We start from the raw sequence: 13,471 nt of genomic DNA on the forward strand, positions 1-13,471 counted from the left end.
CTCAGGCCTTGGGCAGGCTCTTGTACTGCTGGCCGACCGGCGTCAGCACGCCGGTGGCGCCGAACAGGCTGGTGAAGTGCACGTCGTTGTCCCAGCGGCCGGTGAACCACGCATAACGGGTCACGTCGCTGCGGTTCTCGCAGACGCTGACCATGTCGGCCATCTGCGCCTTCTGCTTGTCGGAGGTGTCGATGTGCGGGCCGGCGCCGTTGTGCCAGTTGGCCATCTCGGTGACCCAGAACGGCTTGCCGTATTTGGTCAACCGGTCCAGCTGGTCCTTGAGCCCGTAGTCGTACCAGTGGAAGGCCAGCGCGTCGATCTGCGGATCGCGGCCGCCGTTGGCGGCGCGGTAGGCGGCGATGAACGCGTCCATCCACACGACCGGGTCCCCGTAGTTCGGCATCGTGCCCCAGGTGATCGCCGGGCCGACGATCTTCACGCCGGTCTGGCGCGCGACGTCCTCATAACGCGGCCACTGCGCGGCGGCATCGGCCGGAGAGAGGTTGGCCTGGTCGGTGAGGTTGGGTTCGTTGAGCACCAGCAGGTACTTCACCGTCGGACGCGCCTTCAACGCCGTCACGACCTGCGCCGTGTTGAAGTTGAAGTTCCACAGCATCGGCACGTGCTCCAGCGCGCCGGCGATCGACGGCTGCGACTGCACGGTCGTGTTGGGCTGGAGCGCCCAGTTGTACCACCAGCCGATGGTCCCGCCGGACAGCGCGTTGAAGTCGGCCGCGTCCTTGAGGTCGTAGGCGACGCCACGCTTCACCGACGTGGTGGGGGGCGGCGGCGGCGGAGGAGGAGGCGGCGGCGGCGATGCAGGCGGCGGCGGCGATGCAGGCGGCGGTGGCGATGCTGGAGGCGGTGGCGATGCTGGAGGCGACCCGGCCGGCGGCGGTGCCGCCGGGGGCGGCGGCGATGCGGGAGGCGGTGGAGCGGCCGGCGGCGGCGGTGAGGCCGGCGGCGATCCCGCCGGGGGCGCCGCGGGCGTTGCCGGCGAGTCCCCGCCACTGCCGCCACCGCCGCAGGCGGACAGTAGCGCGCCCGCGCCGGCCAGCGTCAGCAGGCGACGACGGTCGGCGTCGGGCGGCAGCGGCGCGACGAGCGTCGGCGCGGCCGGCGCCGTCAGCGCATTCAAAGGGGATTCAGCCGGATGCTTCATGGGGGAGCTCTTGCAGCGATGGATGGCCTTGTCCCCCGCGCAGGGGACAGGTCTTGCGGGGCCGGAGTATGAGCGGCTCCCCCTGTTCTTGTCCCGCAGCGAAACACATTGTTAATGTTGCTGACGGCTGGCATTCATCCTGGTACCTCGGAAGAGGGTGTCGCGCATGGCGCCGAGGGGTTCGGGCTTGACTCGAGATGAGCGGCAATCCCTAGCCTGAGCGGCCCCTCTCTCTCGCCAAAGTGACTTTCGACCACTGCGCTCGGTTACAGCCGTCAATAGAGTCCATGGCATGCAACCGTTTTGCTGCCTCCGACGCGATGGCTGACCTCGACCTCGATTCGCTGCTTGCCCCCTTGCAGGACGACGCCCCGTGCGGCGCCGACCTGGAGTACGACGCTGCCTTCCTCGCGCTGGAAGCGGCGGGTGCGGGCAAACCCGAGCAGCAGTTCGGCGACACCATCATCCCGGCCGAGGAGCCCGACTGGCATGCCGTCCACGAACAGGCCCTCGCGCTGGCGAAGCGGACCCGCGACCTGCGCGTCGCCGTCTGGCTGGTGCGCGCCGGTGCCCGGCTGCAAGGACTGGGCGCGGCCATCGACGGCCTGGCGCTGATCCGCGGTCTGCTGGAACAACAGTGGGCGCACGTGCATCCGCAACTGGATGCCTCCGACCACGACGACCCGACGATGCGCCTGAACGCGCTGCAGCCCCTGACCAGCGTCATGGCCGGCATCGCCGACCTGCGCGCCGCCAGCCTGACCGGCCAGCGCGGCGGTCCCCGGGTCCGCGACGTGGAACTGGCGCTGGGCAACGCCGATCCGATGGGCGAGGAATCCGTGCCGTCGCCCGAAGGCCTGATGGCCGGGCTGTCGGCGCAGGCCGCGAACGATCCCGCCTTCGCCGCGCGACTGCATGACGCGCTGCCGACGGTGCAAGGCATCGTGGCGGCGATCGAAGCGCCGCTCGGCACCGGACAAGGTCCTGATTTCTCGCCGCTGCTGCGTCTGTTCAAGCCGCTTGCCGCGGCCGCCGGACAACTGCAGGGGCAGGGCGGCGGCGATGTCGCGGCTGCCTCGGACGACGCGGCCGGTGCGCCGGCCGCGGGCTTCGGCGGCGTGGCCGTCGGCGCGGTGTCCGCGCCCGGCACGATCGCCAGCCGCGACGACGCCGTCCGCGCGCTGCAGCGCGTCTGCGACTGGATCGAGCGCCACGAGCCCAGCAATCCCGCGCCGCTGCTGATCCGCCGCGCGCAGCGGCTGATGAGCAAGAGCTTCCTGGAAATCATGCGCGACCTCAATCCCGAGGGCGTGCACGAGATCGAGAAGCTCGCCGGCACGACCAGCGAGTAAGCGCCCCACACCGACACCGATAGCGACGCCGTTCTTCAACGTCTCCACCTTTCACCCGATCCCCGCTTCAAGGAGCACCCCATGGCCACCAGCAGCCAGAAGTTCATCGCCAGGAATCGCGCCCCGCGCGTGCAGATCGAGTACGACGTCGAGCTCTACGGCGCCGAGAAGAAGGTGCAGCTGCCCTTCGTGATGGGCGTGCTGTCGGACCTGTCGGGCAAGCCCACCGAGCCGCTGCCGCCGGTGTCGGACCGCAAGTTCCTGGACTTCGACGTCGACAACTTCGACGCCCGCATGAAGGCCATGAAGCCGCGCGTCTCGTTCGCCGTGCCCAACACGCTGACCGGCGAAGGCAACCTGATGGTCGACCTGACCTTCGAGTCGATGGACGATTTCTCCCCGGCCGCGGTCGCGCGCAAGGTCGACGGCCTCAAGCAGCTGCTCGAGGCGCGCCAGCAACTCGCCAACCTGATCACCTACATGGACGGCAAGGCCGGCGCCGAGCAGCTGATCGCCAAGGTCGTGAAGGACGAGGCGCTGCTCAAGTCGCTGGCCTCGGCCCAGAAGCCCGACGACGGCGCCGCGCAGTGAGCGCGCCGCTGACGCTTTCCAGAACCGATTCAAGAACCGACCCACGGATCCCACGGAGCACGCACCATGGCCGATGACACCCTCGCGCAACACGCGCCTTCATTGCAGGGCATCGAGTACGAAGGCGGCGAGTTCGCCTCGCTGCTGAACAAGGAATTCAAGCCCAAGACCGACGAGGCCAAGTCCGCCGTCGAGCAGGCGGTGCTGACGCTGGCGCAGCAGGCGCTGTCGCAGACCACGCTGATCGGCAGCGACGTCATCGTCTCGATCGAGGCCATGATCGCCGAGATCGACAAGAAGCTGTCGGAGCAGGTCAACGCGATCCTGCATCACGCCGAGTTCCAGCAGCTGGAGTCGGCCTGGCGCGGTCTGCACTACCTCGTCAACAACACCGAGACCGACGAGCAGCTCAAGATCCGCGTGATGAGCATCTCGAAGAACGACCTCGGCAAGACGCTCAAGCGCTACAAGGGCACGGCCTGGGATCAGAGCCCGATCTTCAAGCGCGTGTACGAGGAAGAATTCGGCCAGTTCGGCGGCGAGCCCTTCGGCTCCATCGTCGGCGACTACTACTTCGACCACAGCCCGCCGGACGTCGAGCTGCTGGGCGAGATCGCCAAGGTCGCGGCCGCCGCGCACTCGCCCTTCATCGCCGCGGTCAATCCGTCGCTGATGCAGATGGGCTCGTGGCAGGAACTCGCGAACCCGCGCGACCTGACCAAGATCTTCAGCACGCCCGAGTACGCCGCCTGGAAGTCGCTGCGCGAGTCCGACGACGCGCGCTACATCGGCCTGGCCATGCCGCGTTTCCTGGCGCGCCTGCCTTACGGCTCGAAGACGAACCCCGTCGAGGAGTTCAACTTCGAGGAAGAGACCGGCGGCGGCGAACACGCCAAGTACACGTGGGCCAACTCGGCCTACGCGATGGCGACCAACATCAACCGCTCGTTCAAGACCTACGGCTGGTGCACCCGCATCCGCGGCGTGGAAGCGGGCGGCGCGGTCGAGGGCCTGCCGGCCCACACCTTCCCGACCGACGAGGGCGGCGTGGCCATGAAGTGCCCGACGGAGATCGCGATCAGCGACCGCCGCGAGGCCGAGCTGGCCAAGAACGGCTTCATGCCGCTGGTGCACCGCAAGAACTCGGACTTCGCCGCGTTCATCGGCGCCCAGTCGCTGCAGAAGCCCGCCGAGTACGACGATCCGGACGCCACCGCCAACGCCAACCTGGCCGCGCGGCTGCCGTATCTGTTCGCCTGCAACCGTTTCGCCCATTACCTGAAGTGCATCGTGCGCGACAAGGTGGGCTCCTTCAAGGAGCGCGGCGACATGGAGAAGTGGCTGAACAAGTGGATCATGAACTACGTCGACGGCGATCCGGCGAACTCGTCGGAAACGACGAAGTCGCAGAAGCCACTGGCCTCCGCGGAAGTGGTGGTCGAGGAGATCCCGGGCAACCCCGGCTACTACTCGTCGAAGTTCTTCCTGCGTCCGCATTACCAGCTCGAGGGCCTGACGGTGTCGCTGCGTCTGGTCTCGACGCTGCCGTCGCAGAAGGGCAAGTAAGCACGGCGATGACCGCCGCGCGGTCATCGCCAGCACAAGAATTTGAGAATCGCGCGCGATGACGCGCGACGTGTTGAAGGGAGCGCCTTGAAAGGCGCGGTCTGAACTTTCGAGGCACCCCGCCATCCGGACCTTCCAAGGTCCGAAATCCCTGGTCTCCGTCGCGGTCAGCGTCGAGGCGGAGACTGTTTTCACAGAGTTCATCTAGGAGAAATCGACCATGACGATCGACGCCAATCTGAAGTTCGCCGGAGTCGAAGGCGAATCCACCCACAAGGACCACAAGGGCGAGATCGACCTGCTGGCCTGGTCGTGGGACGTGCGTCAGGAAAGCACCGCCGCCGCCGGTACCGGTTCGGGCAAGGGCAAGGGCGTTCCTGGCCAGTTCGTGTTCGCGCACTACTACGACAAGGCGTCCCCGGTGCTGGCCAAGGCCTGCGCCTCGGGCAAGCACTTCGACCAGGCCGTCCTGACCTGCCGCAAGGCCGGTGAAGGCCAGCAGGACTTCCTGAAGGTCACCCTGAAGCAGGTCCTGGTGACCTCGGTCTCCCCGTCCGCTTCGGCCGGCGGCGAGATCAGCGAAAGCGTGTCGGTGTCCTACGCCGACATCGAGTTCGAGTACAAGGCTCAAGACGCCAAGGGCGGCCTGGGCGGCGCGGTCAAGTTCGGCTGGAACGTGGCCACGACCGAAACGCGTTGATGCGTTGACGGGTGCGGTGCCGGCTCGCGTCGGCGCGGCACCCTCGACGATCCCCGCGGCGCGGCAGGCCTCGGTCTGCTGCGCCGCGCTCGGACAACGAATGACGGTGAGCAAGGACGGCGCGTGATGCCGTCCGGTGCCACCCGCTGGCGTCAGACGCCGTCATCCGTTGTCCATGCCGGAGCGAAAGATGAATCCGTTGACCAGCGGCGCGAGCAGCGCCGACATGTACCTGGACCTGTCGCTCAAGCGGGCGGGCAAGGTCAAGGGCGAGTCCACCTCGGCGGGCCACGCCAACGACATCGTCGTGCGCGGCTTCAGCTGGGGCGTGGGCGCCGCCGGCGATGCCGTGGCCGGTCAGCAGACCGGCCGCCGCAGCTACCGCCAGCTGACGATCACCAAGGGCCTCGACAGCGCGAGCACCGCGTTGATGAGCGCCGTCGCCACCAACGACGAGGTCAAGAGCGCCAAGCTCTACCTGCGCAAGGCCGGCGGCTCGCAGGAGGACTACTTCTGCCTGACGCTGGAGAAGGCGCGCGTCGCGTCCTACGACATCGACTGCGACGAGACCGGCGCGCCGGTGGAGCGCATCTCGATGAGCTTCCAGAAGGTCAACATCGAGTACCGCACCCAGAACGCCAAGGGCGCGATGGGCGGCACGCACACCTTCGACGACGACCTCACCTGAGGCGGCCTCGGCGCGCCCACGCAGGGTGGGTCCGCCGGCACATCGCAGATGTCGTTGCGAACATCGCCGACATCGCGAAGACTGAATTGCACGGGAGTATGGAATGAGCGCAGTGCAGGAACTGCTGGCGGCGGGCCGCCCGACCGAGGCGCTGGCCGCGGCGCAGGCGGAAGTCCGTCAGCGTCCGCAGGACGCGAAGCTGCGCACGATGCTGTTCCAGCTGCTGGCGGTGACGGGCCAATGGGCGCGCGCGGCCGCGCAGCTGGAAGTCTGCGGCGAACTCGACGCGGGCACGCTGGCGATGGTCAACACCTACCGCGAAGCGCTGAAGTGCGAGCTGGTGCGTGAGGCCGTCTTCGAGGGCCGTACCACGCCGATGGTGATGGGCGAGCCGGCCGAGTGGGTCGCCAACCTGGTCCATTCGCTGAAGCTCGAGCATGACGGCGACGTCGCCGGCGCGCGGCAGCTGCGTGAGCAGGCGCTGGACGCCGCGCCCGCGACGGCCGGATCGATCGACGGCCAGGCCTTCGACTGGATCTGCGACGGCGATTCGCGCATCGGCCCGGTGCTGGAGGCGGTGATCAACGGCCGCTACTGCTGGGTGCCGTTCTCCGCGATCAAGGAGATCCACATCGAGCCGCCGACCGACCTGCGCGATCTCGTGTGGTCCGCGGCGCACCTCGAATTCCCCAACGGCGGCGGCTCCGTCGCGTTGATCCCGACGCGTTACCCGCGCAGCGTGGCCTTCGACGACGAGCGCGTCTGGATGGCGCGCCGCACCGAATGGCAGCCGCTGCCGGGCTCGCAGGACGACCAGTACGCCGGCGTCGGCCAGCGCGTGCTGATGACCGACCAGGGCGAGACCGGGCTGCTCGACGCGCGCCTCATCGAACTCCGCCAGCCATGACGGCGTCGCCGCGCGCGGCCAGCCGCGGCGTGCCGGCGCTCCGGATTCCCTCGACCCGCTCGACCCGCTCGACCCGCTCATGAGCCAGATCCACCGCGACCGCCTGCAGCCGGCCCTGCTGGACCGGCTGACCGACGACGATCCCTTCCACCGCGTGGAGGCGGAGGAACGCCGCGTCATGACCAAGTCACAGCTGCGCCAGGCGGTGCTGCGCGACCTGGGCTGGCTGTTCAACGCGATCCAGCCGATGGGCAAGGAATGCGATCCCTACGGGCATGTGGGCGACAGCGTGCTGAACTTCGGACTGCCGGCGCTGTCGGGGCAACTGGCCTCGCGCATCGACGTGCATCTGCTGGAGAAGCAGATCCGCCAGGCCATCCTGCGCTTCGAGCCGCGCATCCTGCCCGACACGCTGGAGGTCCGCGCGATCGAGACGCAGAGCGTGATGGACACGCACAACGTGATCGAGTTCGACATCCGCGGCCACCTGTGGGCGCAGCCGATCCCGCTGGAGATCCTGCTGCGCACGCAGATGGACCTCGAGGCCGGCCAGGTCGAAGTGCGCGAGGGCTGAGGACATGGATCCGCGCCTGCTGCGCCTGTACAACGACGAGCTCGCCCACCTGCGCGAGGTCGGCGCCGAGTTCGCGCGCGACTTCCCGAAGATCGCCGCCCGACTCGGGCTGGAGGATGCCGAGGTCGCCGACCCCTACGTCGAGCGGCTGCTGGAGGGCTTCGCCTTCCTGTCCGCGCGCGTGCAGCTCAAGCTCGACGCCGAGCACCCGCGGCTGATCTCGCATCTGCTGGAATCGATCTACCCGAACTTCCTGGCGCCGATCCCGTCGATGATGATCGCGCGCCTGAGCGTCGATCCGACCGACCCCAACCTCTCCAAGGGCCATCCGGTGCCGCGCGGCAGCGTGCTGCAGTCCGGCATCCCGCGCGGGCAGGACACGCGCTGCGAGTTCCGCACTGCCCACGACGTCACGCTGTGGCCGCTGACGCTGGACGACGTCCAGTACTTCACCCACGCGCCGGACCTGCCGGTGTCGCGCCTGCCGGATGCGGCGGGCAGCCGCGGCGGCGTGCGGCTCAGGCTCAAGACCGGCGGCGGCATCCCCGTGCGGCAGCTCGGACTCGACCGGCTCGCGCTGTATCTGAGCGCGCCGGACGAGGTCGCCTATCGCCTGCATGAACTGGCGCTGGGCGCGCCGCTGGGGACCTTCGTCACCGGCGACGGCATCGACGCGTCGACCGTGCCCCTGCAATGGCGGCCCGCGACGAGCATCCGTCCGCTGGGCTTCGCGCCCGACGAGGCGCTGCTGCCCGAGACCCACCGCAACTTCTCCGGCAGCCGGCTGATGCAGGAACTCGCCGCGATGCCGCGGCGCTTCCTGTTCATCGAGATCGATCAACTGGCCGACCGCCTCGCGCGCATCGACGGCACGTCCTTCGAGATCGTGCTGTTCTTCTCCCGCGGCGACGGCGCGCTGGAGGCGATGGTCGATGTCGACAGCGTCTCGCTGCACTGCACGCCGGCGATCAACCTGTTCCCGAAACGGCTGGACCGGATCCAGCTCGGCACGGGCAGCTGGGAATATCACGTCGTGCCGGACCGCACCCGGCCGATGGACTACGAGATCCACAGCCTGCAGTCGGTCATCGGCTACGGCGCCGGGGCGCTCGGCCAGCAGGGCTTCGAGCCGCTCTACGCCACGTACCACGAGGCGCCGCCCGATGCCCCCGGCTTCTACACCGCGCGGCGCGAGCCGCGGCTGATGTCCACGCGCCAGAAGGAGCAGGGGCCGCGCACCGGCTACATCGGCGACGAGGTCTTCATCTCCCTGGTCGATCCGCGCCATGCGCCGTATCGCGAGGACATCCGCCAGCTGTCGGTCTCGGCGCTGGTCACCAACCGCGACCTGCCGATGCTGCTGCCGCACAACGGCGCCGGCGTCTGGCGGCTCGATGCCGCCGGGCCGGTGCTCAAGGTCGATGCGGTGCATGGTCCGACGCGACCGGTCAACCGGCAGCCGGCGGGCGAAGCGGGCTGGAGCCTGGTCGGCCTGCTGACGCAGCAGCAGCTGCCCTGGGCCGACGAGCCGCCCGCGCAGGCGGCCGCGACCCTGCGACGACTGCTGGCGTTGTACGGCCCGCCGGGCGATCCCGGCTGGCTGCGTCAGGTCGAGGGCGTGCGTGCCGTCGAATCCAAACCCGTCGTGCGGCGCCTGCCGTTCAGCGGGCCGCTGAGCTACGGCACCGGCGCGGAGATCGCCCTGGAGCTCGACGAACACGCCTTCCAGGGCCACAGCACCTTCCTCTTCGCCAGCGTGCTGGAGCGCTACTTCACGCGCCACGCGGCGATCAACAGCTTCACGCAACTGAGCCTGCGCACGACGCAGCGCGGCCTCGTGAAGCGCTGGGCCCCGCGCATCGGCGGTGACGCCGAAGGCCGCGGCGACCGCGCGCGCGACGAGGAGCGCGGATGAACCTGCAGGGCCCCGGCTCGACCCCTGGTGACGACGCCAACGAGGACGCCTCCGGCACGTCCGGTGGTGGTGCCGTCGCGCAGGCGTCCGACGCCGACGCCGCGCCGACGCCCGAATCGCTGCTCGCGCGCCGGCCCGAGAAGCGCAACGAGCGCGAAGCCGCGCTGCGCGCCCTCTTCGAGGACGTCGAGGCGACGCCCTGGGCGCATGATTTCTTCGCGCTGCTGCGGCGCATCGAGGGCCTCACGCCGGACGTGCCGCGGCTGGGGCGCGGCCTGCGCCCGTCGCAGGAGGCGATCCGCCTGGGCCAGGAACCCGAACTCGACTTCGCGCCGGCGGCGCTGCAGAGCCTGACGCGCGGCCAGAACCCCGCGCCGCGCCTCGGCGTGCGCTTCTTCGGCCTGCTCGGTCCGCAGGGGCCGATGCCGCTGCACCTGACCGAGTACACGCGAGAGCGTTTGCACCAGCGCGGCGATCCGACGCTGAGCCGCTTCCTCGACGTCTTCCATCACCGGCTGCTGCTGCACTTCTACCGCGCCTGGGCGCAGTCGCAGCCGGCCGTGCAGCACGACCGGCCCGCGACCGACCGCTACGCGGCCTGGCTGGGCGCGGCGACCGGACTCGACGGCGCGCAGCGGCCCGGCGACTCGCTGCCGCAGACCGCGCGCCTGTTCCAGGCGGGCCTGCACGGCGGGCGTGCGCAGCATCCGGAAGGCCTCGCCAAGATCCTGTCGTCCCACTTCAAGGTGCCGGTGCGCATCGAGCAGCACGTGCCGCACTGGCTGCCCGTCGAGGACGGCGAGCGCACGCGGCTGGGCTTCGCGCGCCAGCGGCCCGAGCGCATCGGCAGCGAGCTGCCGCGTCTGGGTCGCAACACGTCCGCGGGCAACAAGGCCTGGGACCGGCAGTACCGTTTCCGCGTCGTCCTGGGGCCGCTGACGCTGCGCCAGTACGAGGGCTTCCTGCCCGACGGCGACGCGTGGCGGCCGCTGAACGACTGGATCCGGCAGTACGTCGGCCACAACCTGCAATGGGAGCTGCAGCCCGTGCTGCGCCGCGACGAGGTGCCCGCCGCGGCGCTGAGCGGCCGCGCGCGCCTGGGCTTCACTTCCTGGACGGGCCGCTCCGGCGGCCGTCCGCATCGTCACGACCGGGGCGACCTGCACCTGCATCCGCAACAGCGGGTGAAGGGACGGGCCACGCCGCCGGCATCACAGGGAGCATCGTCATGACTGAAATCGCCCGCACCAGCCTCTTCGGCAAGCTCAATCCGCTGGCCTACAAGGCGATCGAAGGCGCCACCGTGTTCTGCAAGCTGCGGGGCAATCCGTACGTCGAGCTGCAGCACTGGCTCTACCAGATCCTCAACACGCCCGATTCCGACCTGCATCGCATCGTCAAGCACTACGGGCTGGACGCGGCGCAGCTGTCGTCGGACCTGATGGCCTCGCTGGACCGGCTGCCGCGCGGCGCGACCTCGGTGACCGACCTGTCGAGCTGGGTCGAGAACGCGGTCGAGCGCGGCTGGGTCTACGGCTCGCTGATGTTCGGCGACCAGCAGGTGCGCACCGGCCACCTGGTGCTGGGCCTGCTGAAGACGGCGTCGATGCGCAACGTGCTGCTGTCGGTGTCCAAGCAGTTCGAGAAGATCAACGTCGACGACCTGGGCGAGAAGTTCAACCAGATCCTCGAAGGCTCGCCCGAGCGTTCGATGCGCGCGGCCGAGCCGGGCGCCGCCCCCGGTGACGCCAGCGGCGCGATCGCGCCCGCGGCGATGGGCAAGCAGGAAGCGCTCAAGCGCTACGCCGTCGACCTGACCGAGCGCGCGCGCAACGGCGAGATCGATCCGATCGCCGGCCGCGACGAGGAGATCCGCCAGATCGTCGACATCCTGATGCGCCGCCGCCAGAACAACCCGATCCTCACGGGCGAGGCGGGCGTCGGCAAGACGGCGGTGGTGGAAGGTTTCGCGCTGCGCCTGGCGCAGGGCGACGTCCCGCCGCAGCTCAAGGACGTGTCGCTGTACATGCTCGACATCGGCCTGCTGCAGGCCGGCGCGAGCATGAAGGGCGAATTCGAGAACCGCCTGCGCCAGGTCATCGACGAGGTGCAGGCTTCGCCCAAGCCGATCATCCTGTTCATCGACGAAGCGCACACGCTGATCGGCGCGGGTGGCGCGGCCGGGACCGGCGACGCGGCCAATCTGCTCAAGCCTGCGCTGGCGCGCGGCAAGCTGCGCACGATCGCGGCGACGACCTGGGCCGAGTACAAGAAGCACATCGAGAAGGACCCCGCGCTGACGCGGCGCTTCCAGGTCGTGCAGGTGCCCGAGCCCGATGAACACAAGGCCGTGCTGATGCTGCGCGGCGTGGCGTCGATCCTGGAGAAGCACCACCGCGTGGCGCTGCTCGACGAGGGCATCGAAGCCGCGGTTCGCCTGAGCCATCGCTACATCCCGGCGCGGCAACTGCCGGACAAGGCGGTGAGCCTGCTCGACACGGCCTGCGCGCGCGTGGCGGTGAGCCAGCATGCGACGCCGGCGGAACTCGAGGACTGCCTGCGCCGCATCCAGGCGCTGGAGATCGAGCGAGAGATCATCGGCCGCGAAGGCGCGATCGGCATGGACGTCGCGGAGCGCAAGCAGCGCGTGGCGACGCAGCTCGACGAGGCGCAGACGCGCAAGGCGGAGCTCGAAGCCCGCCACCTGAAGGAAAAGGGCATGGTCGACCGCGTGCTCGAACTGCACGCGCTGCTGCGCAAGGAAGGCGAGGGCGCGCCGGAAGAGGCCGAGCGCGACACGCTGCTGACCGAGCTGCACGGCCTGCGTTCCGAGCTGACGACACTGCAGGGCGATGCGCCGCTGATCCTGCCGCAGGTCGATGAACAGGCGGTGGCCGCGGTGGTGCAGGACTGGACCGGCATCCCGGTGGGCCGCATGGTGCGCAACGAGGTGCAGGCCGTGCTGCAGCTGGCGGACACGCTGAACCAGCGCGTCGTCGGCCAGCGCCACGCGCTGGAGATGATCGCCAAGCGCATCGAGGTCTCGCGCGCCGGGCTGGACAACCCGAGCAAGCCGATCGGCGTGTTCCTGCTGGCGGGCACGTCGGGCGTGGGCAAGACGGAGACGGCGCTCGCGCTGGCCGAGGCGCTCTACGGCGGCGAGCAGAACGTCATCACCATCAACATGAGCGAGTTCCAGGAGGCGCACACGGTTTCGACGCTCAAGGGCTCGCCCCCGGGCTACGTCGGTTACGGCGAAGGCGGCGTGCTGACCGAGGCGGTGCGTCGCCGCCCCTACAGCATCGTGCTGCTGGACGAGGTCGAGAAGGCTCACCCGGACGTGCACGAGCTCTTCTTCCAGGTCTTCGACAAGGGCCGCATGGAGGACGGCGAGGGCCGCCACATCGACTTCAAGAACACGATCATCCTGCTGACCAGCAACGCGGGCAGCGACCTGATCATGAAGCTGTGCGCGGACCCGGAGCTGATGCCGGAACCGGAGGGCATCGCCAAGGCGCTGCGCGAGCCGCTGCTGAAGATCTTCCCGGCGGCGCTGCTGGGCCGCCTGGTGACGATCCCGTACTACCCGCTGAGCGAGGAGATGCTGGGCCAGATCGTGCGCCTGCAGCTGGGCCGCATCCAGAAGCGCGTGGGCGAGAACCTAGGCGTGCCGCTGAGCTTCGGCGACGACGTGGTCAAGCTGATCATCAGCCGCTGCAACGAGGTGGAGAGCGGCGGCCGCGTGGTCGATGCGATCCTCACGAACACGGTGCTGCCGCGCATCAGCCGCGAGTACCTCACCCGCGTCACCAACGGCCAGGCGATCACGAAGGTCGAGCTGGCGGTGAAGGATGGGGACTTCGACTACGCGTTTGACTGAGCACGACGGGACAAGGTCCTCGTCCGGTGACGCTGCGACGTAGCGACTAGCCGCCAGGCAGCAGAGTTGAGCTTTTCAAGCGGCGTGCCCACGATTCGTGAACTATGTCCCATGAACAGGTGTCGAACTCCTTTAC

Annotated in this window: 11 protein-coding genes; 10 read left to right on the forward strand and 1 reads right to left on the reverse strand. The window is 69.2% G+C overall.

Annotated elements, in window-relative coordinates:
• Position 1 precedes the first annotated feature (1 nt).
• Positions 2 to 1,162, reverse strand: coding sequence for a glycoside hydrolase family protein (locus ACQ4L4_RS06480; protein ID WP_431103412.1), 1,161 nt, complete (start codon positions 1,160 to 1,162; stop codon positions 2 to 4).
• Between the two features lie 320 nt (positions 1,163 to 1,482).
• Here ACQ4L4_RS06480 and tssA point away from each other — a divergent pair, with 320 nt between their 5' ends.
• The 10 genes from tssA (at position 1,483) to tssH (ending at position 13,335) form a co-directional block, all read left to right on the forward strand.
• Positions 1,483 to 2,514, forward strand: a complete 1,032-nt coding sequence (tssA, locus tag ACQ4L4_RS06485) for a type VI secretion system protein TssA (RefSeq protein ID WP_377155242.1) — start codon at positions 1,483 to 1,485, stop codon at positions 2,512 to 2,514.
• An 81-nt stretch (positions 2,515 to 2,595) separates the two neighbouring features.
• On the forward strand, positions 2,596 to 3,105 hold the full coding sequence (tssB, locus tag ACQ4L4_RS06490) for a type VI secretion system contractile sheath small subunit (protein ID WP_377155241.1): 510 nt from the start codon (positions 2,596 to 2,598) through the stop codon (positions 3,103 to 3,105).
• A 66-nt stretch (positions 3,106 to 3,171) separates the two neighbouring features.
• Positions 3,172 to 4,671, forward strand: coding sequence for a type VI secretion system contractile sheath large subunit (gene tssC, locus ACQ4L4_RS06495; protein WP_377155240.1), 1,500 nt, complete (start codon positions 3,172 to 3,174; stop codon positions 4,669 to 4,671).
• Positions 4,672 to 4,891: 220 nt separating this feature from the next.
• Positions 4,892 to 5,371: an Hcp family type VI secretion system effector gene (locus tag ACQ4L4_RS06500; RefSeq protein ID WP_377155239.1), complete on the forward strand. Its 480-nt coding sequence runs from the start codon at positions 4,892 to 4,894 to the stop codon at positions 5,369 to 5,371.
• 190 nt (positions 5,372 to 5,561) lie between these two features.
• A complete protein-coding gene (locus ACQ4L4_RS06505; RefSeq protein WP_377155238.1) occupies positions 5,562 to 6,059 on the forward strand; it encodes an Hcp family type VI secretion system effector in 498 nt (165 codons plus the stop codon).
• Between the two features lie 103 nt (positions 6,060 to 6,162).
• The gene (locus tag ACQ4L4_RS06510) at positions 6,163 to 6,966 is read left to right on the forward strand and encodes a type VI secretion system accessory protein TagJ (protein WP_431103413.1); all 804 of its coding nucleotides are present in this window, start codon (positions 6,163 to 6,165) and stop codon (positions 6,964 to 6,966) included.
• A gap of 79 nt (positions 6,967 to 7,045) precedes the next feature.
• A complete protein-coding gene (gene tssE, locus ACQ4L4_RS06515; protein WP_088404496.1) occupies positions 7,046 to 7,540 on the forward strand; it encodes a type VI secretion system baseplate subunit TssE in 495 nt (164 codons plus the stop codon).
• A 4-nt stretch (positions 7,541 to 7,544) separates the two neighbouring features.
• Positions 7,545 to 9,455 carry a type VI secretion system baseplate subunit TssF gene (gene tssF, locus ACQ4L4_RS06520; RefSeq protein ID WP_431103414.1) on the forward strand — a complete coding sequence of 637 codons (1,911 nt, stop codon included), beginning with the start codon at positions 7,545 to 7,547 and terminating at the stop codon, positions 9,453 to 9,455.
• The gene (gene tssG / locus ACQ4L4_RS06525) at positions 9,452 to 10,687 is read left to right on the forward strand and encodes a type VI secretion system baseplate subunit TssG (RefSeq protein WP_431103415.1); all 1,236 of its coding nucleotides are present in this window, start codon (positions 9,452 to 9,454) and stop codon (positions 10,685 to 10,687) included. Before tssF ends, tssG begins: the two co-directional genes overlap by 4 nt.
• The gene (gene tssH / locus ACQ4L4_RS06530; protein ID WP_431103416.1) at positions 10,684 to 13,335 is read left to right on the forward strand and encodes a type VI secretion system ATPase TssH; all 2,652 of its coding nucleotides are present in this window, start codon (positions 10,684 to 10,686) and stop codon (positions 13,333 to 13,335) included. Before tssG ends, tssH begins: the two co-directional genes overlap by 4 nt.
• The last annotated feature ends 136 nt before the right edge of the window (positions 13,336 to 13,471 follow it).

Source organism: Roseateles noduli (genome assembly GCF_050626985.1).
GTDB lineage: Bacteria > Pseudomonadota > Gammaproteobacteria > Burkholderiales > Burkholderiaceae_C > Roseateles > Roseateles noduli_A.

What these genes read in the sequence shown, in the direction of transcription:
- tssC (WP_377155240.1), top strand. Translation starts at nt 3,172, where the DNA reads ATGGCCGATGACACCCTCGCGCAACACGCGCCTTCATTGCAGGGCATC.
- tssG (WP_431103415.1), top strand. Translation starts at nt 9,452, where the DNA reads ATGAACCTGCAGGGCCCCGGCTCGACCCCTGGTGACGACGCCAACGAG.
- tssA (WP_377155242.1), top strand. Translation starts at nt 1,483, where the DNA reads ATGGCTGACCTCGACCTCGATTCGCTGCTTGCCCCCTTGCAGGACGAC.
- ACQ4L4_RS06500 (WP_377155239.1), top strand. Translation starts at nt 4,892, where the DNA reads ATGACGATCGACGCCAATCTGAAGTTCGCCGGAGTCGAAGGCGAATCC.
- tssH (WP_431103416.1), top strand. Translation starts at nt 10,684, where the DNA reads ATGACTGAAATCGCCCGCACCAGCCTCTTCGGCAAGCTCAATCCGCTG.
- ACQ4L4_RS06480 (WP_431103412.1), bottom strand. Translation starts at nt 1,162, where the DNA reads ATGAAGCATCCGGCTGAATCCCCTTTGAATGCGCTGACGGCGCCGGCC.
- tssB (WP_377155241.1), top strand. Translation starts at nt 2,596, where the DNA reads ATGGCCACCAGCAGCCAGAAGTTCATCGCCAGGAATCGCGCCCCGCGC.
- tssE (WP_088404496.1), top strand. Translation starts at nt 7,046, where the DNA reads ATGAGCCAGATCCACCGCGACCGCCTGCAGCCGGCCCTGCTGGACCGG.
- tssF (WP_431103414.1), top strand. Translation starts at nt 7,545, where the DNA reads ATGGATCCGCGCCTGCTGCGCCTGTACAACGACGAGCTCGCCCACCTG.
- ACQ4L4_RS06505 (WP_377155238.1), top strand. Translation starts at nt 5,562, where the DNA reads ATGAATCCGTTGACCAGCGGCGCGAGCAGCGCCGACATGTACCTGGAC.
- ACQ4L4_RS06510 (WP_431103413.1), top strand. Translation starts at nt 6,163, where the DNA reads ATGAGCGCAGTGCAGGAACTGCTGGCGGCGGGCCGCCCGACCGAGGCG.